At 67.4% G+C, this 22,441-nt stretch carries 21 protein-coding genes and 1 tRNA gene; 8 read left to right on the forward strand and 14 right to left on the reverse strand.

Annotated features, from left to right (window positions below):
- Positions 1-121: 121 nt before the first annotated feature.
- The 6 genes from PSC72_RS09600 to PSC72_RS09625 all read right to left on the reverse strand — a co-directional run bounded on the left by PSC72_RS09600 (position 122) and on the right by PSC72_RS09625 (position 6,586).
- Positions 122-409, reverse strand: a complete 288-nt coding sequence (locus PSC72_RS09600) for a hypothetical protein (RefSeq protein ID WP_274325660.1) — start codon at positions 407-409, stop codon at positions 122-124.
- Positions 410-501: 92 nt separating this feature from the next.
- Positions 502-1,608, reverse strand: coding sequence for an oligopeptide/dipeptide ABC transporter ATP-binding protein (locus PSC72_RS09605; RefSeq protein WP_274325661.1), 1,107 nt, complete (start codon positions 1,606-1,608; stop codon positions 502-504).
- Complete coding sequence (locus PSC72_RS09610; protein WP_274325662.1) at positions 1,605-2,693, reverse strand: ABC transporter ATP-binding protein; 1,089 nt, start codon at positions 2,691-2,693, stop codon at positions 1,605-1,607. Before PSC72_RS09610 ends, PSC72_RS09605 begins: the two co-directional genes overlap by 4 nt.
- Position 2,694: 1 nt before the next feature.
- Complete coding sequence (locus PSC72_RS09615; protein WP_274325663.1) at positions 2,695-3,726, reverse strand: ABC transporter permease; 1,032 nt, start codon at positions 3,724-3,726, stop codon at positions 2,695-2,697.
- Positions 3,713-4,720 carry an ABC transporter permease gene (locus PSC72_RS09620; protein WP_274325664.1) on the reverse strand — a complete coding sequence of 336 codons (1,008 nt, stop codon included), beginning with the start codon at positions 4,718-4,720 and terminating at the stop codon, positions 3,713-3,715. Before PSC72_RS09620 ends, PSC72_RS09615 begins: the two co-directional genes overlap by 14 nt.
- A 57-nt stretch (positions 4,721-4,777) precedes the next feature.
- Positions 4,778-6,586, reverse strand: a complete 1,809-nt coding sequence (locus PSC72_RS09625; RefSeq protein WP_274325665.1) for an ABC transporter substrate-binding protein — start codon at positions 6,584-6,586, stop codon at positions 4,778-4,780.
- A gap of 402 nt (positions 6,587-6,988) precedes the next feature.
- Here PSC72_RS09625 and PSC72_RS09630 point away from each other — a divergent pair, with 402 nt between their 5' ends.
- A complete protein-coding gene (locus PSC72_RS09630) occupies positions 6,989-9,217 on the forward strand; it encodes a glycoside hydrolase family 3 N-terminal domain-containing protein (protein WP_274325666.1) in 2,229 nt (742 codons plus the stop codon).
- A 42-nt stretch (positions 9,218-9,259) separates the two neighbouring features.
- On the opposite strand, the gene PSC72_RS09635 is transcribed toward PSC72_RS09630, so the two are convergent.
- The 3 genes from PSC72_RS09635 to PSC72_RS09645 all read right to left on the reverse strand — a co-directional run bounded on the left by PSC72_RS09635 (position 9,260) and on the right by PSC72_RS09645 (position 12,827).
- Positions 9,260-10,552 (reverse strand): DUF7405 family protein, encoded by a 1,293-nt coding sequence (locus PSC72_RS09635; RefSeq protein ID WP_274325667.1) that lies wholly within the window; start codon positions 10,550-10,552, stop codon positions 9,260-9,262.
- Positions 10,553-10,648: 96 nt separating this feature from the next.
- Positions 10,649-11,686, reverse strand: coding sequence for a DUF7282 domain-containing protein (locus tag PSC72_RS09640; protein ID WP_274325668.1), 1,038 nt, complete (start codon positions 11,684-11,686; stop codon positions 10,649-10,651).
- Between the two features lies 1 nt (position 11,687).
- A complete protein-coding gene (locus tag PSC72_RS09645; protein ID WP_274325669.1) occupies positions 11,688-12,827 on the reverse strand; it encodes an iron transporter in 1,140 nt (379 codons plus the stop codon).
- Between the two features lie 178 nt (positions 12,828-13,005).
- Here PSC72_RS09645 and PSC72_RS09650 point away from each other — a divergent pair, with 178 nt between their 5' ends.
- From PSC72_RS09650 to PSC72_RS09660, 3 genes are all read left to right on the forward strand, one after another.
- Positions 13,006-13,395 carry a hypothetical protein gene (locus PSC72_RS09650; RefSeq protein WP_274325670.1) on the forward strand — a complete coding sequence of 130 codons (390 nt, stop codon included), beginning with the start codon at positions 13,006-13,008 and terminating at the stop codon, positions 13,393-13,395.
- Positions 13,396-13,724: 329 nt separating this feature from the next.
- Positions 13,725-13,871, forward strand: a complete 147-nt coding sequence (locus tag PSC72_RS09655) for a hypothetical protein (RefSeq protein WP_274325671.1) — start codon at positions 13,725-13,727, stop codon at positions 13,869-13,871.
- 366 nt (positions 13,872-14,237) lie between these two features.
- Positions 14,238-14,414 (forward strand): hypothetical protein, encoded by a 177-nt coding sequence (locus PSC72_RS09660; RefSeq protein ID WP_274325672.1) that lies wholly within the window; start codon positions 14,238-14,240, stop codon positions 14,412-14,414.
- Between the two features lie 117 nt (positions 14,415-14,531).
- Here the strand turns inward: PSC72_RS09660 and PSC72_RS09665 are convergent, their stop codons facing one another.
- Positions 14,532-15,095 (reverse strand): hypothetical protein, encoded by a 564-nt coding sequence (locus PSC72_RS09665; RefSeq protein WP_274325673.1) that lies wholly within the window; start codon positions 15,093-15,095, stop codon positions 14,532-14,534.
- A 117-nt stretch (positions 15,096-15,212) separates the two neighbouring features.
- On the opposite strand from PSC72_RS09665, the gene PSC72_RS09670 reads away from it, so the two are divergent.
- Positions 15,213-16,259, forward strand: a complete 1,047-nt coding sequence (locus PSC72_RS09670; protein ID WP_274325674.1) for a glycoside hydrolase family 88/105 protein — start codon at positions 15,213-15,215, stop codon at positions 16,257-16,259.
- Positions 16,260-16,387: 128 nt separating this feature from the next.
- Positions 16,388-17,950, forward strand: coding sequence for an apiosidase-like domain-containing protein (locus PSC72_RS09675; protein WP_274325675.1), 1,563 nt, complete (start codon positions 16,388-16,390; stop codon positions 17,948-17,950).
- 102 nt (positions 17,951-18,052) lie between these two features.
- Here the strand turns inward: PSC72_RS09675 and aroE are convergent, their stop codons facing one another.
- The gene (aroE, locus tag PSC72_RS09680; RefSeq protein WP_274325676.1) at positions 18,053-18,853 is read right to left on the reverse strand and encodes a shikimate dehydrogenase; all 801 of its coding nucleotides are present in this window, start codon (positions 18,851-18,853) and stop codon (positions 18,053-18,055) included.
- A 371-nt stretch (positions 18,854-19,224) separates the two neighbouring features.
- Between aroE and PSC72_RS09685 the strand changes: the two genes are divergently transcribed.
- Positions 19,225-19,992, forward strand: coding sequence for an NINE protein (locus PSC72_RS09685; protein ID WP_274325677.1), 768 nt, complete (start codon positions 19,225-19,227; stop codon positions 19,990-19,992).
- A gap of 117 nt (positions 19,993-20,109) precedes the next feature.
- Here the strand turns inward: PSC72_RS09685 and PSC72_RS09690 are convergent.
- Positions 20,110-20,184: transfer RNA gene (locus PSC72_RS09690), tRNA-Val, on the reverse strand.
- Between the two features lie 54 nt (positions 20,185-20,238).
- On the reverse strand, positions 20,239-20,484 hold the full coding sequence (locus tag PSC72_RS09695; protein ID WP_274325678.1) for a DUF7553 family protein: 246 nt from the start codon (positions 20,482-20,484) through the stop codon (positions 20,239-20,241).
- A gap of 224 nt (positions 20,485-20,708) precedes the next feature.
- On the opposite strand from PSC72_RS09695, the gene PSC72_RS09700 reads away from it, so the two are divergent.
- Positions 20,709-21,659, forward strand: coding sequence for an MBL fold metallo-hydrolase (locus PSC72_RS09700; protein WP_274325679.1), 951 nt, complete (start codon positions 20,709-20,711; stop codon positions 21,657-21,659).
- A 42-nt stretch (positions 21,660-21,701) separates the two neighbouring features.
- On the opposite strand, the gene PSC72_RS09705 is transcribed toward PSC72_RS09700, so the two are convergent.
- Positions 21,702-22,238, reverse strand: a complete 537-nt coding sequence (locus PSC72_RS09705; protein WP_274325680.1) for a cob(I)yrinic acid a,c-diamide adenosyltransferase — start codon at positions 22,236-22,238, stop codon at positions 21,702-21,704.
- Between the last annotated feature and the right edge of the window lie 203 nt (positions 22,239-22,441).

Below are 22,441 nucleotides of genomic sequence, written 5' to 3' on the forward strand. Positions count from 1 at the left end.
CCCGTCGGTTCTCGGTAACGACTCGTCGATTCTCAGATACGTCCCACTGGTTCTCGTCTCCGTCTGGACCGTTCTCCATCTCGATCGTCGCGTTCTCGAAAATGACCCGGTTGTTCTTCGGCTACGAGTCGTCTCGCTCGCTCTCGCCCTCTCTGTACCGTTCGCCGATAGTCTCCTCCTCGTTCATCTCGCGGCGCGTACAGTACCAGAACGTGCCTCCGAACAGAGCGAATCCGACGGCCAGGATCCCGGCGTCGACAAGCGCGATGTTGTAAGCCGGCGTCTTCGGTTCGAGGTAGAACAGCGAGAAGACCAGCAGCGCGGTCAACACTGCGAGGACGAGCAGGAGCGGCTTGGCCTGCTGGCGCTGGCTGCAGGCCGCGTTCACGATGCTCTCGCGTGCAGACATACCCGACGGGAGGGGACGGCCCGCAATGAAGGTAGTGGGAAACGCGGACCGCGAAAAGAGAGCGCGCCGCAGTGCCGGTCAGCGCCGGCGGGTCAGTCTTCGAGTTCGGGGCTCGACCAGTACTCGTGGTCCTCTAGCTCGCGGAAGCAGGCGGTGGCCTGCTCGGCGCCCTCGACCTCGTAGAGGTCCGGTTCCTCGCTCACGCAGGCCTCGCGGGCCTCCGGGCAGCGGGTGTGGAAGCGACACCCCGACGGTGGGTTCACCGGGTCCGGCACGTCGATCTTCCGCATCGGCGGTTCGCCGGCCTGTTCGGCGTCGAGGCCGAGATCCGGTGTCGCCCACCGCAGGACGTTCGTGTACGGGTGGTGCGGGTCGTCGATCATCCGCTGGGCCGACCCGATCTCGGCGATCTCGCCGAGGTACATCACGCCGATGCGCCCGCCGCCGTGTTCGCTAAAGTAGCGGGCGTTCGAGAGGTCGTGGCTGATGAACACGTACGAGGTGTCGAACTCCTCCTGGAGTTCGAGCATCAGGTCCATCATCTCGACGCGCAGCGAGACGTCGAGCGCGCTGATGGCCTCGTCGGCGAGGATGACGTCCGGGTTCATCAGCAGCGCGCGACCGAGCGCGACCCGCTGTTGCTCGCCGCCCGAGAGCTGGTGGGGGTATCGGTCGGCGAAGTCCGCCGCCGGGTTCATCCCGACGCGTTCGAGCAGCGAGTAGATGCGCTCGCGGCGCTGGCTCGACCCGAGGTTCGGGTGGGTCTGCTTGATCGGCTCGGCGAGGATCTCGACGATCCGCCGGTTGGGATTGAGCGAACTCCCCGGGTCCTGGTGGATGATCTGCAGCGACTTGCGGATCTCCGAGAACGGGACGTCTGCGTTGCCCCGCTTGGCCTCCCAGATGTCCGTGCCGCGGTACTCGACGGTGCCGCCCGTCGGCTCCTGCAGGCCGATGCAGGTCTTGCCGAGGGTCGTCTTCCCGCAGCCGGACTCGCCGACCAGCGTGACGACGTCCTTCTCGTAGATGTCGAGCGAGACGCCGTTGACCGCCTGCACGATCTGGGGGTCCTCGCGGAAGGACTCGATGATGCCCTGCTCCTCCTCGAAGTGGACCTCGACGTCGGTCAGCGAGAGGACCGGTTCCTCGTCGCGCTCGTCGATGCTCGCGCCGCTCGCGGGCTGTCGCGCGTCGCTCATCGTAGTTCACCCCCGTCGGCCGCGACGTCGCTGTCGCCGCCGGTGTCCCCCGCGGACTCGAAGTTGAGGGGGATCTCGGCCTTGGCGGCCTCCCAGTGGTGGCAGGCGGCGCCGTGACCGTCGGAGACGGTGTAGAACCCGGGGTCCTCGCTGACGCACTTGTCGTCGGCGAGCGGACAGCGCGGGTGGTACGAGCAGCCGTCGGGCACGTTCACCGGCGCCGGGCTCTGGCCCTCGATGGGTTTCATCTCCTCCAGCGGCGCGTCGAGGTTCGGCGTCGCGTTCAGCAGCGCCCGCGTGTAGGGGTGCCCGGCGTCGCCGATGACCTCGTCGCGCGGGCCGATCTCGATCATCTGGAAGGCGTACATCACGCCCATGCGGCTGGCGAGCGAGGCGACCAGCGGCAGGTCGTGCGTGATGAACACCATCGTCAGGTCGTACTTCTGCTGGAGGTCCTTCAGCAGCATCAGGATCGACCGCTGCATCAGCAGATCCAGCGCCGCCGTCGGCTCGTCCATCACCAGCACCTCCGGTTCGAGGACGATGCTCAGGGCGATGAGCGCCCGCTGTTGCATCCCGCCGGAGAGCTCGTGGGAGTACGAGCCGAGCACGCGCTCGGGGTCCAGATAGAGGTCTTCGAGCAGTTCCCGGGCGAACTGCATGCCCTGGTCGACGTTCTTGTCGTGGGCCTTCAGCGTCTCCCGGAAGTGCGCCCCGACCTTCATCGTCGGGTTGAACGAGCTCATCGCGCCCTGGAAGACCATGGAGATCTCCTCCCAGCGGAACTTGTAGAGCTCCTCGTGGTCGAGTTCGAGCACGTCGACGGTCTCGCCGTCGCCCTTGTGGTAGAGGACCTTCCCACTGAGGAGGCCCGGATCCGGGATCGCGTCGAGCATCGCCGAGGCGAACATCGACTTGCCCGAGCCGGACTCGCCGACGACGCCGAGGATCTCCCGGCGCTCGATGTCCATGCTCACGTCGTCCAGCACGTACGTTTCGCCGTCGTCGTAGGTCACCTTGAGGTTGCGGACCTCGACGATCGGGTCGTCAGTCGTGAAGTGCGATTGTTGGTCTGTCGTAGCCATCTCACATCACCTTCCCGCCGAAGGTGTCTTCGTCTTCTTCGGCCGCGGTCGATTCGGACTCCCCGGCCAGACGGGTGCGGACGCGCGGGTTGAACACGCGGTCGAGCCCCTGTCCGAGGAGGATCAGTGCCAGCGAGAGCAGGCCGATGGCGAGCATCGGCGCGATCAGCCAGTGGGCCGCCTCCGGCGCGAACAGCGCGCCGCCGCGGTACGCCGACGCGAGCGTCACGCCCCAGTTGGAGTCCGTGTAGGGCAACACGCCCAGGAAGAACAGGCCGACCGAGGCGAACACCACGTACCGGGCCGCGAACACGAAGTTGACCGTGATGTACGGCATCAGGTTGGGGATGACGTCCTTCCGGAGGATCCGGGGCGTCGACACCCCCATCGTGCGCGAGGCCTCGACGTAGCTCTCCTCGCGGATCGTCAGCACCTGCGAGCGCAGCGACCGGCCGAGGCCGGCCCAGTAGTTGATGTTGATGATGATCCCGACGAAGATGGGGTTGCGCGGGTTGAACGTGAACGCGAGGATGATCACCAGCGGGAGGCCGGGGATCGCCATCACGAGGTCGGAGAAGGACATCAACACGCGGTCGATGGTCCCGCCCTTGTACCCCGCGAGGGTGCCGACGACGACGGCCAGGCCGGTCGCCCAGACGCCGCCGGCGAGGATCATCAGCAGCATCTCGTCGGTCGAGTGGATGATCAGCGCCAGGATGTCGACGCCCGAGTTCGTCGACCCCAGCGGGTACGCCCAGTTCTGGAACGGCTGCATGTACCGCTCGGGCGCCTGGCTGGACTTCGGCGTCCGCCACAGGCCGGCGACGGCGACGGCCGCCATCAGCACGTAGACGCTCATCAGCAGGAGGCCGATGCGGGTCCGCGTGTCGCTCCAGGCGACGACGGCGGGCTTGTAGATGCTCTCCTCGTAGAACTCCCGGGCGCGGTCGCTCCGGGACAGGTCCGGCGCCGAGGAGTCGTCGCTGGTCCAGTCGACGCCGCCGACCGTGGAGTCCATCTCAGAACGCTTCATTGGACTCACCCGATTTGACCCGCGGGTCGATCTTGCCGTAGGTCAGGTCGGCGATGTAGACGCCGACGACCAGCGCCACCGTGATGATGAGGAACGTGCCCATCATCAGCGGGTAGTCGTTGCTGTCAAGCGCGTCGAACAGGTAGTAGCCCAGCCCCGTGTACGAGAAGATGTCCTCGAGGATCACCGTCCCGCCCAGGCGGAAGCCGAGCAGGAGCAGGAATCCCGTGTACATCGGGAGCACGGCGTTGCGTGCCACGTACCGCGTGGCGATCCGGGTGTCGGCGATGCCGCGCAGTCGCGCGACGCGTACGTAGTCCTTCCCGAGGACCTGGATGCTGTTGCCCCGCATGGCGAGCATCTGGATCCCCGCTTCCGCGACCGTGTACGAGAGGATCGGCAGGAACGCGTGCTGGAGCGCGCTGATGACGAACCCGATCGAAAGGTTCTCACCCCGATATTCGGAGCCGACCGTCCCCGCGGTCGGCGTGATCCCCATCTGGTAGCTCAGGACGTAGAGCAGCAGGATGGCGTAGACGTAGAAGGGGACCGACATGACGCTGATCGAAAGCACCGTCAGCGCGCGGTCGAACCGCGACCCTTCCCAGTACGCTTGCAGCGCGCCGAAGACGATCCCGAAGCCGAACACGAGGACCGTCGAGACGCCGACGACGAATATCGTCCACGGGGCGGCCCTGGCGATGATGTCCGCGACCGGCTCCTGATAGTGGATCGACTGGCCCAGGTTCCCCTGGACGAGGCCGGCCATGTAGTCGATGTACTGTTGCCACAGCGGCGTGTCCGGATTGATGTTCTGCAGCGCTTTGATCCGCGCCTCGATCTCCTGGGATGACATCCCCTGCCTGCGGAGGCTGTTCCGCAACTGGGAGTAGGGCCCGCCCGGGAGCAGGCGGATCAGTCCGAAGGTCAGCGTCGCCACCAGATAGATGGTGACGAACACTCTGGCTGTTCGTCTCAGGTAGTAATTGCTCATGGTTTATGGTTGGCAGTTGCGCCAATAAAATTTATGTGAGCGGTTGTCGCGGACCGCTTATTTCGCCTGCAGCTTGCCCCGACGCGGCAGCCAGTTGGCCGGCCACTTGATCTGGAGAATGTCCGCGTCTTCCGAGGGGACCTTCCAGTCGTCGTTGGTCAGCCAGGACTGCTCTAGCTTCCCGACCACGGACAGGAAGGGAAGCTCCTGGTTGTTGTGGTAGGCCAGGTTCGAGATGAGGCTCTGGACCTCCTTCTCGTCGGTGGTCGTCGCGAGTTTCTGGACGGCCGATTTCGGGTTGAGGGTCACCTCGCCGTTCGGGCCGCCCGAGAGCGTGAACTCCTTGTCGGCCGGGTAGTTGTGCCCGCCGTCGAACGCGGTGGCGAGCAGCTGGTGGCGCAGGACGAAGTACGGGAACGACGAGCGCGGGCCGCCCGGCGTCCACGGGCGAGCGCCCATGCTGAAGTTGCCGTTGACGAACGCGTTCGTCCAGTCGCTGCCCGGCAGCGTGTTGACCGTCGCCTCGATCCCGAACGAGGAGAGCTGGTCGACGACCGACTCGGTGGCCGTCGTCCAGTCGGTCCAGCCCGCCGGGGAGATGAAGTCGACGGAGAGCTTCTTGCCGTCCTTCGACCACGAGCCGCCGACCTCGCCCTCGTAGCCGGCCTCGCGCATGAGCTTGGCGGCCTTCTTGTTCTGCGAGGAGGCGACGCCGTAACTCTCGAAGCTGTCCTTCGAGTCGCCGATCCAGCGGTCGATGTCGTCCGGCGTGATGCCGCAGGGGACCGAGGTCGCGACCTTCGTGCGCGGTCCCGCGTTCTTGACGATGTCCTCGCGGTTGACGATGTGCGCGACGGCCTGGCGGACCTTCCGCTGGCCGAAGTGCGGGTCGTCGTGGTTGAAACAGATCCCGTACCCCCACTTGGCCGGCGGGTTCGCCTCGACGACGTGGTCCGGGAAGTTGTCGACGACTGGCGGCGGCGCGAACAGGCTGATGTGCACGTCGAGTTCGCCGCCGAGCAGCCCCTGATGGCCCTGCTCGTTGCCGTCGCGGTAGAGGTACTGGTACTCGTTGAAGTTGATCCCGCTGGCGTCCGGGTGGTCGCCGAAGCGGGTCAGCGTGGCCTGCTGGTTGTCCTTGTTGTCGAACTGCCACGGGCCGCTCCCGATGACTTTCTGGTCTTTCCCGTGCCACTGGAAGCCCTGCAGGCCCTCGGCGTCGCCCTCGAACTGGGAGAAGATCTCCGACTTCGCGTCGATGCGGAGCTGGGCCAGCTGGTGAAGCAGGATCGTCTCGTTCGTGTCTCCGGCCAGTTCCAGGACGACCGTCTTGTCGCCGTCGGCCTTCCAGCTGTCGACGAAGTCCGAGACGGGGTCGTTGACCAGCGTCAGCATCTCGAACTGCGTGAGGAGGTCCTCGGAGGTGACGTCGTCACCGTTGTGCCAGACGAGGTCCTCGCGGATGTTCAGCGTCACCGTCGTCCCGTCGATGGTGTAATCGCTGATCGCGTACGGGATGAACTCCCCGTTCGCGGCGTCGTACTTCATGTACTGGTCGAACAGGTCGTACGTCATGTACGTCCCCACGTTCTGGGTCGCGTACGTGTTGAAATGGAGGTCCGACGGGACGCCGTTGTTAGTCGCGCCCACGAGCGTGACGTCCTTGACGTCGGTCGACCCACCGTCTCCGCCACTGGTTCCACCGTCACCAGTACCGTCGCCACCGTCACTACCCCCGTCTTCGGGAGTGTCCGTCCCGCCACCGCCACCACACCCCGCAAGCGCGGCAGCACCCGACACGCCTGTCAGTTCGACGAACCGACGGCGGCTAATTACGTCTCTGTAGTCGCTGTTATCGCTTGCCATGACTCACTAAATTCCGTACATCCATAGTAAATAAATGTTGTGGATCATCCACCCAAGTAGGACCCGAATATCACCCAACAGTCGCCCACAACTGACCCAGATCCGGGCTCGAACGGGGGATTTCCGACGAGCAAACGCCCCGGTAGCGAGTTCGTTTCGGGGATCACATATAAGTCTTTAGCTCGGGCGCGGGACGATCGGCTGTCGGTCCGAGGGCGACGGGCGGTCGGCGTTCGTCTGGGGAGGACTCAGTATCAGTCGACTACCGATCCGACACTCCCCGGAGCGACCGCGAAACCGATTGTCGAGCCCGGACTTCCCGTACCGCCCGAGTGAACGCCGCCGTGAGGCGTTCGACAGCGCCTCGCAATATTTATATAGGTGACAGATATCCATCCGAACATGCCAGAGAGTGGACGGGAGGCCGAGTATCAACAGTCGAAACTCCCGGTTTCGCGGCGCGTCTCGGATCTGCTCGAGCGCATGACGCTCGAAGAGAAGGCCGGCCAGCTCGTGGGGACGTGGGCGGGGACCATGCACCGCGAGCTCGACGTCGACGACGTGAAAGACCTGATCAGGGAGAAACACCTCGGCTGCGCGGCCCCGTTCGGGTGGGGCGGGTCCGCCGGGACCGAGGTCGGCGAGATCGTCGACATCGTCAACGAACTCCAGGAGGTCGCGACCGAGGAGACGCGCCTCGGCATCCCGCTGTTCCTCAACGTCGACGCCGTCCACGGACACGCGTACGTCGCGGACGCGACGGTGTTCCCCAACGGCCTCGGCGCGGCGGCGACGTGGAACCCCGACGCGATCGAGGAGGGCGCGTCGATCACCGCGACGGAGATCGCCGCGACCGGCGCCCACCAGAACTACTCGCCGACCTGCGACGTGGGCCGCGACCCCCGCTGGGGGCGGGTCTTCGAGACGTTCGGCGAGAGCCCGCGGCTGGTCGCCGAGATGGCCGCCGCGAAGGTGCGGGGCTACCAGGGCGACGGCCTGGAGGCCGAGGACACCGTCGTCTCGACGGCCAAGCACTTCCCGGCCTACAGCGAGCCCGAGCGCGGCGAGGACGCCGCGCCGGTCGATGTCTCGGAGTACAAACTCCGCAACACGTTCGTCCCGCCGTTCGAGGCCGCGCTCGACGCCGGCGTCGAGTCGGTGATGCCCTGTTACAACTCGATCAACGGCGAACCCGTCCACGGCTCGGCGCGCTGGCTCACCGACCTGCTGCGCGGCGACCTGGGCTTCGACGGCACCATCGTCTCCGACTGGGGCGGCGTCCGTCACCTCACCGACGACCACAAGACCGCGGCCGACCTGCGCGAGGCGACCTACGACGCGCGGACCGCCGGCCTCGACGTCGCCTCCGTGGGGAACGACCTCGAAGCCGAGGAGCTGGTCGACCTCGTCGAGTCGGGTGACCTCGCCGAGTCGGTCCTCGACGCGAGCGTCGAGCGCGTCCTCGAACGCAAGTTCCGGATGGGGCTGTTCGAGGACCCCTACGTCGACAAGCGCGAGGCCCTCGACACGGTCGGCGCCGCGGACCACCAGCAGAGCGCGCTAGAGGTCGTCCGCGACTCGCTCACGCTCTGCAAGAACGACGACTTCCTCCCCCTCTCGGGCGACGAGGACGTCTTCGTCGGCGGCCCGAACGCCGACAACCTCGTCCATCAGGTCGGCGGCTGGTCCGTCGAGTCCGAGGAACACGTCGACGGGACGACGATCCTCGAAGAGATCCGCGCCCACGTCGACGGCGACGTGACCCACGAACAGGGCGCGGGCCTCCACGAGACCATCGACGTCGAGGCGGCCGCCGAACAGGCCGCCGACGCAGACGTGGCCGTCCTCGCGCTCGGCGAGGGGTGGTACCTCCACGAGTTCGGCGCCGGCGGCCCGCGCACCGAGACCGGCGAGTTCCCGACGCGCGAGCAGATCGACATCCCCGAGGCCCAGCAGGAACTCGTCGACGCCGTCGCCGAGACCGGGACGCCCGTCGTCGGCGTCCTCGTCACCGGCCGCCCGCTGGCCGTCGAGCGCCTCGACGAGCAGGCCGAGGCGGTCCTGATGGCGTACTTCCCCGGGACGATGGGCGGGAAGGCCGTCGCCGAGACGCTCGTCGGCGAGAACGACCCCAGCGGTCGCCTCCCGATCACCGTCCCGCGCTCGGGCACGCAGGTCGACGTCCACCACGACCACCTCCACCAGCCCCGACCCATCGGCGATTCGGAGCATCCCGACTCCTACGACCCGCTGTACCCGTTCGGCCACGGGCTGACCTACACCGAGTTCGAGACCGACCAGCCCGTCGTCGCAGAGGAAGTCCTCGGCCCCGGCGACACCGCCGAGGTCTCGGTCGCCGTCGAGAACGTCGGCGACCGCGCGGGCACCGAGATCGTTCAGGTCTACAGCAGGACCGAATCGAAGACACTCGTCATGCCAGAGCGGCGCCTGCAGGCGTTCGAGCGCGTCGATCTCGACGCGGGCGAGGAGGCGACCGTCTCAGTGAACGTCCCCGTCGAGCAGTTGGGCGTCTACGCCCCCGGCGACGGTCACCGCGTCGAGCCAGGCCACTACGACCTCGTGGTCGGCGACGAGGCCGTCACGATCCGCGTCGAAGGCGACTACGTCTGAGCGGCGGCGGTCCAGCGGTTCGCCGTCGCGGTTCTCGCTCGCTCACGGGTCCGGACGCGGGAGCGCCCGGTGTCCGCGGGGCGGCAGGAGGAAGTTCCCGCGGCGGCGGACGAAGATGTACTCCAGGATGCCGTTGTTGACCCGCTGGCGGACCGCGGGATTGTCCGCGAGGTCGGTGCCGTTCATCGCCGAACGGGTCGCGACGAAGTCGGAGATGCCCTCCTGTAAGGCGAGGAAGTGCAGTCCCGCCTCGCCGTCGTCGGTCGAATCGAAGTCCCGCCGGAGGATGATCGGCGAGCCGTCCTCGCGGACCCGGGCGTTCTTCTGGGCGTGGCCGACGCGGCCGTACTCCCGGGCGTGGGCCTCGATGTCGTCGACGCACTCGCCGACGCCGTTGTCGTTCCCGAGGTTCTCGCCGGTCCCCTCCACGCGGCCCTCCTCGGCGTGGACGGGGCAGAACATCTCGGCGACCCGGTCGTCGTGGTCCTGCTCGCCGTACCAGTCGTCCAGGCGCAGGCGGATCTTCGAGACGTGCTGAGTCGTGCCCCCGGCGAAGGGCCCCGATTCGAGGGTCACGCGGTCCTCGCTGGCCTGGTTCTTCTCGAACCCGGACTCGAAGCCCATGAACAGCGGCGCGTCGTCGGGGACGGCGTCGGGGTCGGGGATCCCCTCCACGTCCGCGTTCTCGGCCGGGAGGCCCTCGCCGATGAATCCGGTCCGTCGGGCGGGGCCGTCCCCCGCCAGCGACGCCTCCGCGAAGACGCCGGACAGGTCCGCCTCCATCTCGACGCCGTTGATCTCGCTCCGCTCACCGAGCAGGCCTTCCTCGGCGGCGAGCAGGGCCGAACCCCTGTCGCTGGCGAGGTGCAAGATGGCGTCCGGCTCGTCGAGCGCGGGATCCTCGAACGTCGAGAGCGCCTCGGGAGCGGGCAGGTCGACGCTGTCGGGGAGCGCGGCGTCGAACCGCTCGAAGTACGCCGGCGCGTAGCCGACGGTGAACAGCAGGCCGTCGTTGCTGCGGGCGAACGCGCGCTCCAGCGACCGGAAGGCGGCTTCGGTCCGCTCCCGGTCGTCGGCGGTCGGCGTTCCGTCGCCGGCGTAGTCGAGGTACAGGAGGAGGTGGTGGCGCGGCGGGACGTGGTTGCCGTGCTCGTCCGTCGAGAGGGCGTCGTTCCAGGCGTGCTGGCGGGAGGGGCGGGCCGACGGGTCCGTGCCCGTCGGCGTCGCGGCGTCGCCCTCGCGGTCGAGGCAGGCCGACAGCGCGGCGGACCCGCCGATGGCGACGGCGGCCTTGACGAACTCGCGCCGGGAGGGGTCGGGCGTGCGGGGAGCCATCACTGGGAGTACGGGACCGCTCGGAAATGGACGTTGCGATTCCAACCATACGCGCGGCAGGTGTGGATTGGTGACACGCGGCGAGACCGAAGCCAACTACCGGCGATGGGAGCGTGCGGCGACGAGACTCAGTACGACCACCAGCACGGCGAGGGCGACGCCGAACCCGGGGCCGTCGGCCGCCGTTCCGGTCGCGGCGTCGGTCTCGCTGGAGGTCGACTCACCGGCCGGATCGGTCGTGGCCGGATCCGACGCAGTCGCCGAGGCGGTCGCGGACGCCGACGGCGTCGCGGAGCCGCCCGGCGCGGTCGTCACCGTGGGCGTGTTGATCACCGGTCCGTCGTCGGTCTCGGCGTCGGGCGACACCACGAGGTACGTGCCGACGGTCCGGTCCCCGGCGGTGATCGGCGGGTCCTCGGGGCCGAAACTACCGTCGCCGTCGTCGCGGTGGGCGACGACGTGGACGCGGAAATCCCTCGACTGATCGGCGACGTACGACTCGTCGAGTTCGACGGTGACGTTCTCGTGGCTGCCGGCCGCGAGCGACTGCGAGCCGATCGTCTCGTTCGTCCCGACCGGGCGGACCGAGACGTGGCCGGACGCGGGGAGGTCGACCCGCCGGACCGTCAGCGTCCCGTCGCCCACGGGCTGGGGGTCGAACCGCGCGCCGAGGACCCGCGCCTCCGCGCTGTCGCTCTTCCTGACGGTTATCTTCGTCTGCGCGGCGGCACTGCGTATCGCCGCCGAGGTGTCGGTCCCGGCGTCGAACTCCCCGTTGCCGTCCATGTCGTCGTGGAGGACCGCCCAGACCGTCCTGTTGCCGGACCACTCCGCCCAGGCGGACTCGTCGACGGAAACCGGGACGCTCGACATGTACGTCATGTCCGGCGTCCGCCCGACGTAGGTGTGGCCGAGCGACTCGCCCGGCGTCCCCCCGTCGTCGGCGCGGAGAACGACGAACCCCGGCGTCAGCGCCGACACCGTCTCGACGACGACGGTGCCGTCACCGGTCATCTGGGAGTCCGCGGCGACGTGGTCGCCGTGCGCCGAGACCGTCGCCACCGCGACCGGCGTCGCGAGGACGACGGCCAGCACGAGAACCGCCGCGACCCGGCGAGAGGCGTTCCCGAGCATGTCAGGCGGTGATCGTCGCCGGCTCCATCTGCAGGAACGCCCGTTCGTACCCCTCGTGGCGCGCCAGCTGCGGCGGCGTGTCCACGGAGACGGTGATCTCGTCGTCCGACTGGGGCGCTTCCGGGACGGCCGCGCCGTAGTGATACCCCAGGTCGGGGTCGAGCGTCCGGCGGAGTTGCCCCTCGAAGACGGTCTCGCCGCCCCGCGCGACCGTCGCCGACAGCCCCATCGCGGGCAGGACCAGGCGGTTGAACGGCGTCCGGGCCGATATCGCCAGGTAGGGGTCGCCGTCGGTGAACCGGCTCGCCGCGTCGGCGGAGAGGTGCGTCGCGACGAGTTTCGCGTCGTCGCTGCGGCCGGTGCCGTGGACCGTCCCGGGGAGGTCGGCGGGCTCGGCCGCCAGCGGCTGTGGGAGCTCGCCCATCTCCATCGGCGCGAGCGCGCCGCGTTTGCCAGCCGCGTCGAGCTGTTCGGTCTTCAGTTGCTCGCGGACCTGTTTGGACCACTCGAACTTGATTTCGGCGGTCTCGCCGTCGCCGAACCGGTCGGCGAACGCGCCGGTCGTCCGCGCGCTCACGCCGCCGACGCTGAGCCGCGCGGTGTAGGTCCCGTCGCCCTCGAGCCCGAAGTTCGCGCCGTAGTGGAACCCCATCCGCTGGGAGAGCATCGGGTAGATGACCTCCTGAGAGACCAACTCGCCGTCGCGAGCGATCTCGACCGAGAGGTTCGAATCGGGCAGGACCGTCCCCGTCGCCGGGTCCCAGACGGTCGCCATCAGGTGAACGTCGTCGCCGTCGCGGATGGGCGTCACCGAGCGCTCGGCGAGGGTGACCGTCCAGAAGCGGTGGGGGACCGCGATCAGCAGGGCGAAGCGGTAGTCGCCGGCCGTCTTCGTCCCCGGCATCACCATCGTCTCGCGGAACGACTGGACGTAGACGCCGCTCGGTCCGTCGGGTGTCGCGGTCGGGGACGCCGTGGGACTGGTAGTCTGTGAGTTCTCGTCGGTGGGAGACGCCGTCGCGGGCGACGGTTCGGTCGCCCGGGTGTCGGTCGCGTCGGTCCCGCCGCCGTCACCGAGACAGCCGGCGAGTCCGAGCGCAGCGGCGCCCGTCGCGGAGTGGAGGAAGCTCCGTCGGTTCATCGTCGTAAAGTTGGGTCATGCGGCGGTTAACCGTTCTGGTGTGCCGAGCGAGACGCGCCGACCGACACCGTCGCGCGGAACTGACACCCGTCGGAGACCGCCGCGGTCCCCGACCGCACAGACGGCCTGACAGCACTCCTCACTGCGCATTTAAGTACCCGCGGGACGTGTTAGACGTATGGTATTCGAGAACGTCACCCTGTTCGAAGTACACCTCGACGACGCGCAGTTCGGCCCCCGCGACGCCCGACCGGACGACGCCCGCGGGGGGTCCGACGAGGCGGCCCGGCGAGACGCGGACGGGCGGGGGGCCGAGACAGGCAGCGGCGCCGATTCGGAGTCCACGGACGGAACCGGGAGCGGTCGCGGCCGGTTCGCCAAACTGGCGGTCGCGAGCGTGGTCGTCTCGGTCGTCGCGACGGTCGCCGCCCGGAGGCTGGCCGGGCGCGGCGCGGACCCCGAGTTCGACGCCGACGGTCTGGACGATGTCCAACCGGCGCCGTCCGCCGCCGAGACGGCCGAGGAGACCGACCGCGTCGCGGGGCCGTCGGGTGCTCGCGACGAGTGACCGGTCTGTGAAATCCGCATTTTAGTTTTAGGTGTCATTATGTCCCGGCCGTCCCTCTCTCGGAGTGCGGTCGGCGCGCGCCCTCCACCCGGCGCTTGCCGTCCGCGTGCCCGACAACCCCACCCGCGACCCGACACCGCCCCGACAGTGCCGCGCTGTCGGTGCCAGGCTGCCCCGTTTCCCGACGGGGCAGTCGCCATCTTCGCGCGGCCGGGCCTGTAACCCGCGGGATCGGCCGCCCGTTTTCGCCACCGATAGGACGCTCGCCGTTCGCAGTCCGCCTCTACGACTTCACTCACACAGCCACGACAGACTCACAGCGATCCGTCGTGCTCGCCGTCATCGTCAGCACGTTCTTCGTCGGCACCAGCGGCCCGCTCGTCGCCCTGCTCGCCGGCTTCCCCCTGCCCGCCAGCGTCTACTCAGTGACGACCGCCGCAACCCGCAGACGGCGAGCCCCTCCGACGGACAGATGACACCAGAAAATACAGACTCAAAACTAGACTGTTTCCAGAAATAGACAGAACATCTAGGCTTGCCCCGGATGGCATCGGCTGTACGGATGGATGTGGCATGAAACGGTTTTTCGCGGCATCAGAGTGCAATCACTGCTTGCTGTTCAGCGAGCGGTAGCTGCACTCTGTTTCGAATTTCGATACCGATACATTCGGAATACGTACCGCCTAAACACGCGAAATCAGGGACTTCGGCGAAGGCATGGAGATAGACCCCTCTTCGACTCACATATCTACGATTAGTATATGAGATATCGAATAATATAATCGTTATCACGGTCGGATGGAGATCGAGTCGGTTATCCGTGGGCACCGGTGAAGGTGCGTGTGACCTCCACTGACTCCGACGACCCGGACGCGCCGGGCTCTCTGACGACAGACGCCTATCACGTCACCGTCGACGACGGCCGCGACTCGTTTTTCGCCCTGAGCATCGAACGCGAGGACAGCGAGACCGCGTGGCTGATGTCCGACACCGTCGTCGCGCTCGACGAGATGCGGTAACGCGCTCCTCGACTGGCTGCTTCCTCTCGACACCACCGCTTTGTTTCGCCGCGCGCCCGACACAGTCGCTCCAGAGCGCCGCCAGTCGGACGATTCAGTCGGAGCGGGTCGGCCGCCTCAGTAGCGCGAGAAGTTCTCGTCGGGATAGACGCGCCCGTCCGCGATATCCACCACGTCGAGCGTCGCCAGCCGGTCCAGTCGGTCGGCGGCGTCTCCCTCGTCGACGCCCAGTTCCACCGCGCGCGCCAGCACCCGCTCCCGCGTCGGGACCGACTCGATCAGGCCGTCGTCGTCGGTCACGGTCTCCTCGGCGACGATCGCCTTCAGGACCGCGCCGTGTTCGCGCTTCGAGGGCGTCTTCCTGTCGCCCGTCCACTCGACGCTCAGCGACCCGTCTTCGTTGACGTGCGAGACCACGAACCCCCCGGGGAGCGACTCGGTCAGCGCGGCGACGAGCGCCGCCCGGTCAAGTCGCGCGGTAAACCGGTGGCGGTGCCCGTCGCGGGAGCGCTCGGTGTGCTCGACGTTTACCCCCGCTTCGGCGACCGCTTCGGCGATCTCTTCCGCCAGCCGGTCGCCGACGTCGCGGGCGATGTCGTCCCGTTCGCGCGCTCGTTCGGCGGCTTCCTCCGCCGCCGTCTCGTACTCGGCCATCCGTTCGTGGAGCGGATCGTCGGTCACACCCCCTCCACTCGACGCCAGCCGATTACGTGTTCCGGCCGTTTCGAACAGTTGGCCGCCGCGTCCGCCGCGACCGATCCCCTCGCTCTTAAGATTGGGCCGGTCGCATGGGGGAGTATGCCCGCAGAGCGCACACTGGAGGAGTTGCTGCCGACGGTCGCCGAGTACACCCTCGGACTGGACTTCGAGGAGTTCATCCAGGGCGAGCGGCCGATGGTCATCCGCGGCCTGCTCGCAACCGACGACGAGGAACACACCGAGATCGCCGAGGAGTATCTCGACAAGGCGGTCCGCTCGCAGTCGACCAAGGGCCAACTGGCCTACGGCTCGATCGACGTCGTCCCCGAGTGGGACGAACACCGGATCTTCCGGCCCGTGCCCGACGCCGGCGCCTTCGGCTACCTCGTCCTCGAAGCCTACGAGGACGACGGTCCCGAGTACTTCCTCGACGCCGCTCGGCGGCAATTCGAGTACTTCCACGAGGACGCCCCCCGCAGCGAGGCGGGCGGCATCTCCCACCACATCGACGACATCGAGCTGTGGATCGACGCCGTCTACATGATGTGCCCGTTCATGGCCCGCTACGGCCAGCTCACGGACACTCCCGAGGCAGTCGAGGAGGCCGTCGACCAGATCATCGTCCACCACGACCACCTCGTCGACCCCAAGAGCGACCTCTATCGACACATCTGGCGCGAGACGCCCGACAGCTACCCCGACGGCTCGCTGTGGCTGCGCGGCAACGGCTGGATGGCCAACGGCATCCTCGACACGCTGGAGTACGTCCCCGAGGACCATCCCGAACGCGGCCGTCTGGAGGAGATCGTCACCGACCACCTCCTGAGCATGGCGGAGTACCAGGACCGCAGCGGTTTCTGGCACCACCTCATCGACGACACGTCGATGTACCTGGAGACCTCGGGCACGATGCAGTACGCCTACGCCTTCACCGAGGCCGTCGACCGCGGCCTGCTCGACGAGGAGTACCGCGAGGTCGCCGAGAACGCGATGAGCGCGGCGAAGACTGCCGTGACTTCGGACGGCGCCGTCCAGCGCAACGCCGCGATGCCCGGCGGCCCCGAGGCCCCGCAGGCCGTCAACCTCTACGGCCAGGGCTGGTTCCTGATCTCCGGGACCCGACTGCGCGAAGCCGGCGCCGAGTAACGGGTATCCGACCGGTTTCGCCGGCTTCGGTTTCGACCGGGTGATCGACTCCGGGAGCGCCCATCGAAATCGATAGCCGTCCACCGTCTCTCGGATAGACTTTTCGTCGTCCGAGAAGAGGGCCCCCTATGAACGTATTGAGCACGGACGACGAGGACGCCGCGCATCGCGGCGTCCACGAGATCGCGCTTCGGACGGCCACTCCCGCCGAGAATCCCTACCTGGGCGTCGACGTCGAGGTGCAGTTCGAGCGTCCCGACGGCTCGACGGTGACGGTCGACGGGTTCTACGACGGGGACGGGACGTACCGGGCGCGGGCCTACTGCGACGCGCTCGGCGAGTGGCGCTGGGAGTCGGAGGCGGCAGATCCCGACCTGCAGGCGTCGGGATCGTTCACGGTCGGCCCGTCGAGCCTGCCCGGGAAACTCCGACAGCACCCGGAGGACCCCCGACAGCTCCGGTACGACGACGGGGAGTGGTTCCTGCACGTCGGCGACACGGGCTACCGGTATCCCGCCGATTCGGAGCCCGAGTGGCGCGAGTACGTCGACAGCGTGGCCCGCTCGGGGGCGACGAAGATCCGGACGTGGTTCGCCCGGTCGCGCTATCACGTCGAGGCGCTGTTCGCCGACGAGTCCCGCGAGAGCGAGGAACTGGACCTGGACTACTGGCGGGAGATCGACCGCCGATACCGGTACGCGCTCGAAGAGCATCCGCACCTCCAGTTCCAGGTGATCCCCTACGCCGAGGACGGCGAGACGCTCCGCGCCTACCGCGACGACCCGATGGTGCGCTTCGTCGGCGAGCACGTCCAGGCGCGGTTCTCGGCGTTCCCGAACGTCCACTGGTGCGTGGTCAACGACGCCGAACTGGTCGAGGGCGAGGTCGATCCCGAGGTCGTCGAGAGCGGGGCGAAGGTCCAGAAGGGCCTCTCGAAGTCGGTCGTCGACGCGCTCGGGCGTGACTTCGCCGAGCGGGAGCCGTGGGGGACGCTGATCACCAGCCACCAGCAGCGCTCGACGGGCTACGACTTCGCCGACGCCGAGTGGTCCGACCTGGCCACGCTCCAGGACCTCGACCAGGCCGGCGGCGAGCGCGTCCGGGAGTACCGCGAGCGGGCCGCCGACCCCGTGATCCTCGACGAAGACCGCTACGAGCGTTACCGGGGACCGGACCATCCTCGGTACTTCTTCCGCCGACTGTTCTGGGCGACCCTGCTCTCCGGCGGCCATCCGACCTACGGCGGCAACCGGACCTTCGAACCGCACGACGGCGACGAACAGGGCGTCCGGGGCTACGACGACAGCGGTCTCGTCGGGATGGACGACTTCGTCCGGATCCACGCCTTCTTCGAGGAGACGGCGCTCTCGCTCGCGGGATTCGTCCCCGACACCGGAATGCTGGCCGACGAACCCGACCGGGTCGTCTGCTGTCACGACGACCGCGTGTACCTGGCGTACTTCGCCAATCCGGCCGGCGACGGCCCCGAGACCACCGCGGTGCGAAGCCATCCCCAGTCGACCGCACTCGACCTCCCCGCGGGCGAGTTCGCCGTCCGGTGGTACGACCCCCGTGCCGGAGAGTGGATCGACCGGGGTCGGGTCGGAGGGGGTCGGCGCGAGTTCACGACGCCGGCCGATGGGGACTGGGTCCTCGTGCTCGAACGGTTATCCGCCTCGCCGGGGAAGTGACGACTGATGGGCCGTGAGGGGCCCCTCGCGTACAGAGAACCGCGGAGTGAGGATCCGGAGGTGAGCGCCCGAGGCTGGAACGCCCCGGGGTGTGAGAACCGCTTAGAGTTCGGCGCGCAGCGCGTCGTTCATCACGTCGACGGGCGCGTCCTCGCCGGTCCACGTCTCGAAGGCGTCGACGCCCTGGAACAGCAGCATCCACGCGCCGTCGATGGTCTGTGCGCCGGCGTTCGCGGCGTCCGTGAGGAACGTCGTGTCGAGTGGTTTGTAGACGGCGTCGAAGGCCACGCAGTCGCCGTGCCAGGCGTCGGCGGGCGCGACCGACTCGTCGGATTCGAGGCCGACGCTGGTGGCGTTGGCGACGACGTCGGCGTCGGCCATCAGGTCGGGCAGTTCGTCGAGGCCGTGGCCCGTCGCGCCGGGCACCTCCTCGGCGAGGTCGTGGGCCTTCGACTCGGTCCGGTTGGCGACCGCCACGTCGGCGCCGGCCTCTTCGAATCCGAACGCGAGTGCGCGGGCGGCGCCGCCAGCGCCGACCACGACGGCCTTGGCGCCGTCGAGTTCGACGTCGTGGTGCTCGAACGCGCGGAGCGTCCCGGTCATGTCGGTGTTGTAGCCGATCGGGCCGTCGTCGGTGAAGTCGATGGTGTTGACCGCGCCGACGCGTTCGACCGACTCCTCGGGGTCGACGAACTCGTAGGCGTCGTGTTTGAACGGCAGCGTGACCGTCAGACCGTCGATACCGAGCGCCTCCGCGCCGCGGAACGCCTCCTCGATCCGGTCGGGGTCGGCCTCGAAGGTGACGAACTTGGCGTCGATGCCCAGGTGGTCGAAGGCGGCCTGGTGCATCGGCGGCGATAGCGAGTGTTCGACGGGATTCCCGATGATGCCGTAAACGTCCATACGGGTGTGCTCACCGGGACGGGTAAAAAATGATCACGTTCGCTCCTTGCGGAACGACAGCAGATGCACAGATTCGACAGTACAGTGTATGGCCGATACGACGCTGGCCTTTCAATCTGATAGAAGCGTGCTTCTGATAGTGGAGTCCAAATCGCAACCGATCTACTACCCGTTACTCAGACTTCGAGTGTCGGAAATATGATATATGCGCATGAAATCGGTGTGGATATCCTCTGTGGAAATCGTACAACAGTACGCGGCCACAGCTATCTTGCTGCACCGAAACATACAGTATTGGGGCCGCTCACTCGATTATCAAAGTCTGTACTGAGCCCAGTGAATTTATCTTGGGATAGTCGGCACACCCAAACGTGAGTGATAGAAAATATCCTGATAAGAGTCGGACGGTCGCGATGTTACTGTCAGTTCTCGGAGTGTACGGGTTGCATCGGTTCTACCTGGGAGAATACAAAAAAGGCGCGATCTATCTCGCCTTCTTTTGGACGCTCGTCCCGATGGTTCTGGGATTCTACGACGGGTACAAATATTACAAGAATCCCCAGTGGTTCGGTGCAAGCGCTCAGACTGGAGACGGGGCGGCTACCGGAGAGGGACCTTCGGAGAACATCGAGACGGGAAGCGGAGACAGTGGCGGGAACGCGACCGAATCGCTTCCGGACGACGCCGTGATGAGCGCCACTGGCGCGAACGGGAAAGTGACGCTCTATCAGAACAGGCTCGAGATATCGAGAGAGGACATCGGGATGCTTCACAAAATGCAGCACGGGTTCAAGGGCGACAAAGACATCCCGTACGAATCGATAACGAGTATTCAGCTGCGGAAACCGTCGTCGGTCACTCGGGGGTATATCCAGTTTGGACAGAGTGGATACTCCGAGAGTGATGACGGGCTGATGGATGCGACATCGGACGAGAACACGGTCCTGTTCGACAAGGAATCGTTGAGCGAGTTCGAGGAGCTCCGGGCGAAAGTTCGCGAGTTGAAGAACGGAGACGTGGAGGAGTCTACCGGAAGCATGGATGAAGCGATGGAGAAGCTCCGAACACGATATGCAGAGGGCGAAATCGACGAGGAGGAGTACGAGCAGCGGAAAGATATCCTTCAAAAGGACGGATAGCTGAGTCCGGTTCCGCACCTGGGCTCGCTTCTAGCTGATTTCGCTGATCGACGCTTCGACCACTACTGGGCCCGACCACAAGGAAGCAAAAGTCACCACTCCGGGTGAGTAACTGAATGGGTTGGCCAGGAGTTGAACCTGGGGCCTGCTCCGTGTGAAGGAGCCGTCATAACCGGACTAGACCACCAACCCGGACACTCGGCGATAATCCGCCGCCCACCTTAAGAATTGCTTTCCGTCGGGACGCTACCGGGACCCGGCGCGCCCGCGGTACGACCCGACGGTCGATCGGACCTCGTCGACGACGCTCCGGGCCTCGCCGGCGACCTTCGTCCGGACAGCCTCGATCCGCCCCGGCTCGGGCTCTTTCTCCCGGCCGGTCAGCTCCCGTACCTTCTCCTCGGCCGGCGCGACCTCCTCGGTCACGCCCTTTTTCGCCGTCTCGACCGCTCGCTTCAGGTAGTACAGGGTGTCTTCGAAGTGCCTGTTCATATCTGTCCTTACGGTGCCAACAGATATATGCTTTGCCCACCGCAACGTTTATGCTCTTTTAGGCAAACCTAAAACATGTCGGCGAGCGGCCGACCGCCCGGCCGCCGCCGTCTGTCTGTCCCAAACGCCGCCGCGTCCGCACACGACGGTGGGCATCGCCGTGTGCAGACGATTTTCTCGTCACAGCCGCCACGCACTTACTGCCGCGGCCGGTATCGACAGCCGTGTTCGAGCAGGTTCCCGTGCCGACGCCGTTTCAGGTCGGCCCAGTGAACGCGTATCTCGCCGACCGGACGCTCGTCGATCCGGGCCCGGACAGCGACGAGGCCTGGTCGGCCCTCACCGACGCGCTCGCCGAGCGCGACCTCGCACCCGGGGACATCGAACGGCTACTCATCACGCATCCCCACCCCGACCACTTCGGCCTCGCCAGCCGGTTCCGGGGACGCGGCGCGTCTGTCGTCGCCCATCCCGACGCCGCGGCTATCATGGCCGACTTCCCCGGTCGACTCGACGCCGAACAGGCCTACTTCCGCGAGTTCTTCGAGCGCTGCGGCATGGCGCCCTCGACGGCCGACACCGTCACCGAACTCCCCGGCGCGTTCGTCCACTACGCGCCGAGCGTGACCGTCGACAGCGAGGTGAGCGCCGGCGAGACGGTCACCGTCGACGGCCGCGACCTCCGCGTCGACGACCTCGTCGGCCACGCCAGCGGCGAGGTGCTGTTCGCGTTCGACGGCCCGGCCGGCCGGGAGGCCATCGTCGGCGACAACGTGCTCGCGGAGATCACCCCCAACCCCTTCCTCCAGCCGCCGCCGGAACCCGACGCCGAGCGGCCCCGCGTGCTCCCGGCGTACAACGACTCGCTCGCGACCCTGCACGACGCGGGCTACGACCGCATGCATCCCGGCCACCGCGGCCGGATCGACGACCCGCCGGGCCGCATCGACGACATCCTCGCCGAGCACGACGAGCGCACCGAGCGCGTGGCTGGCATGCTCGACGAGCCGACCACGCCCGTCGAGGTGATGAACGAGCTGTTCGGCGACCTCCCCGTCACCGAGCAGTTCCCCGGGATGAGCGAGGCGGTCGGTCACCTGGACGTGCTCGAAGCCGCCGAACGGGTGACCGTCATCGAAGCTGACGACGCCATCCGCTACGAACGCGACGAGTGACCAGACCGAGTGGGCGGTGGCCGCGCAGCAGCAGCGGGCCGCTCAGTACGAGGGCGATTCCTCGCGGACGCCCTCGCGTTTGTTCACCACGCGGGCGAGCGTGAACAGCAGGTCCGAGAGGCGGTTGAGGTAGACGAGGGCGGTCTCGTTGACGCCCTCCTCGGCCTCGGCGAAGGCGACCGCGCGCCGCTCGGCGCGCCGGCAGACCGCTCGCGCCTGGTGGAGTTTCGCACCCGGTTCCGACCCGCTCGGCAGGATGAAACTCTCCAGCGGGTCCAGTTCCTCGTCGAAGGCGTCGATGCTGTCTTCGAGGCGCTCGACGTGTTCCTCGCGGACCCTGGGGTCGTCCTCGTCGGGGTCCGGGTTGGCGAAGTCCGCCTGCGCGACGTGGAGGTGGTTCTGGACCTCGCGCAGGAGGTCGTCGACGTCGTCGTGACCCGTCGGCCGGACGACGCCGACGAGCGCGTTCACCTCGTCGACGGTCCCGTAGGCCTCGATGTGCGGGCTCGTCTTCGAGACACGGGACATGTCCCGCAGGTCCGTCAGTCCCTCGTCGCCGCGACCGGTGTAGATCTTCATACGCACCGCTCGGACGGCCAGCGACTTAAACACGGAGCCGAACCGGGGAGGGGTCGAACGCCGGACCGGTGAGCGACCGAAAGCCGAGCCGGCGAGCGACGAGGCCGAGCCGGCGAACTGTCGAACGCCGTCTTCGCGGCGGCCGAGGTGTCCCGCCGGCGAGAGATCAGCACGTTAAATTACCGCCGCGGAGAAGACGGGGC

The organism is Halosimplex aquaticum, from assembly GCF_028747785.1.
GTDB classification, from domain to species: Archaea; Halobacteriota; Halobacteria; order Halobacteriales; family Haloarculaceae; genus Halosimplex; species Halosimplex aquaticum.

Bases quoted from the DNA above. Each gene is read 5' to 3' on its own strand.
- PSC72_RS09675 (WP_274325675.1), top strand. From the start codon at position 16,388: ATGAACGTATTGAGCACGGACGACGAGGACGCCGCGCATCGCGGCGTC.
- PSC72_RS09630 (WP_274325666.1), top strand. From the start codon at position 6,989: ATGCCAGAGAGTGGACGGGAGGCCGAGTATCAACAGTCGAAACTCCCG.
- PSC72_RS09605 (WP_274325661.1), bottom strand. From the start codon at position 1,608: ATGAGCGACGCGCGACAGCCCGCGAGCGGCGCGAGCATCGACGAGCGC.
- PSC72_RS09640 (WP_274325668.1), bottom strand. From the start codon at position 11,686: ATGCTCGGGAACGCCTCTCGCCGGGTCGCGGCGGTTCTCGTGCTGGCC.
- PSC72_RS09635 (WP_274325667.1), bottom strand. From the start codon at position 10,552: ATGGCTCCCCGCACGCCCGACCCCTCCCGGCGCGAGTTCGTCAAGGCC.
- PSC72_RS09625 (WP_274325665.1), bottom strand. From the start codon at position 6,586: ATGGCAAGCGATAACAGCGACTACAGAGACGTAATTAGCCGCCGTCGG.
- PSC72_RS09600 (WP_274325660.1), bottom strand. From the start codon at position 409: ATGTCTGCACGCGAGAGCATCGTGAACGCGGCCTGCAGCCAGCGCCAG.
- PSC72_RS09670 (WP_274325674.1), top strand. From the start codon at position 15,213: ATGCCCGCAGAGCGCACACTGGAGGAGTTGCTGCCGACGGTCGCCGAG.
- PSC72_RS09645 (WP_274325669.1), bottom strand. From the start codon at position 12,827: ATGAACCGACGGAGCTTCCTCCACTCCGCGACGGGCGCCGCTGCGCTC.
- PSC72_RS09620 (WP_274325664.1), bottom strand. From the start codon at position 4,720: ATGAGCAATTACTACCTGAGACGAACAGCCAGAGTGTTCGTCACCATC.
- PSC72_RS09610 (WP_274325662.1), bottom strand. From the start codon at position 2,693: ATGGCTACGACAGACCAACAATCGCACTTCACGACTGACGACCCGATC.
- PSC72_RS09705 (WP_274325680.1), bottom strand. From the start codon at position 22,238: ATGAAGATCTACACCGGTCGCGGCGACGAGGGACTGACGGACCTGCGG.
- PSC72_RS09615 (WP_274325663.1), bottom strand. From the start codon at position 3,726: ATGAAGCGTTCTGAGATGGACTCCACGGTCGGCGGCGTCGACTGGACC.
- PSC72_RS09650 (WP_274325670.1), top strand. From the start codon at position 13,006: ATGGTATTCGAGAACGTCACCCTGTTCGAAGTACACCTCGACGACGCG.
- PSC72_RS09695 (WP_274325678.1), bottom strand. From the start codon at position 20,484: ATGAACAGGCACTTCGAAGACACCCTGTACTACCTGAAGCGAGCGGTC.
- aroE (WP_274325676.1), bottom strand. From the start codon at position 18,853: ATGGACGTTTACGGCATCATCGGGAATCCCGTCGAACACTCGCTATCG.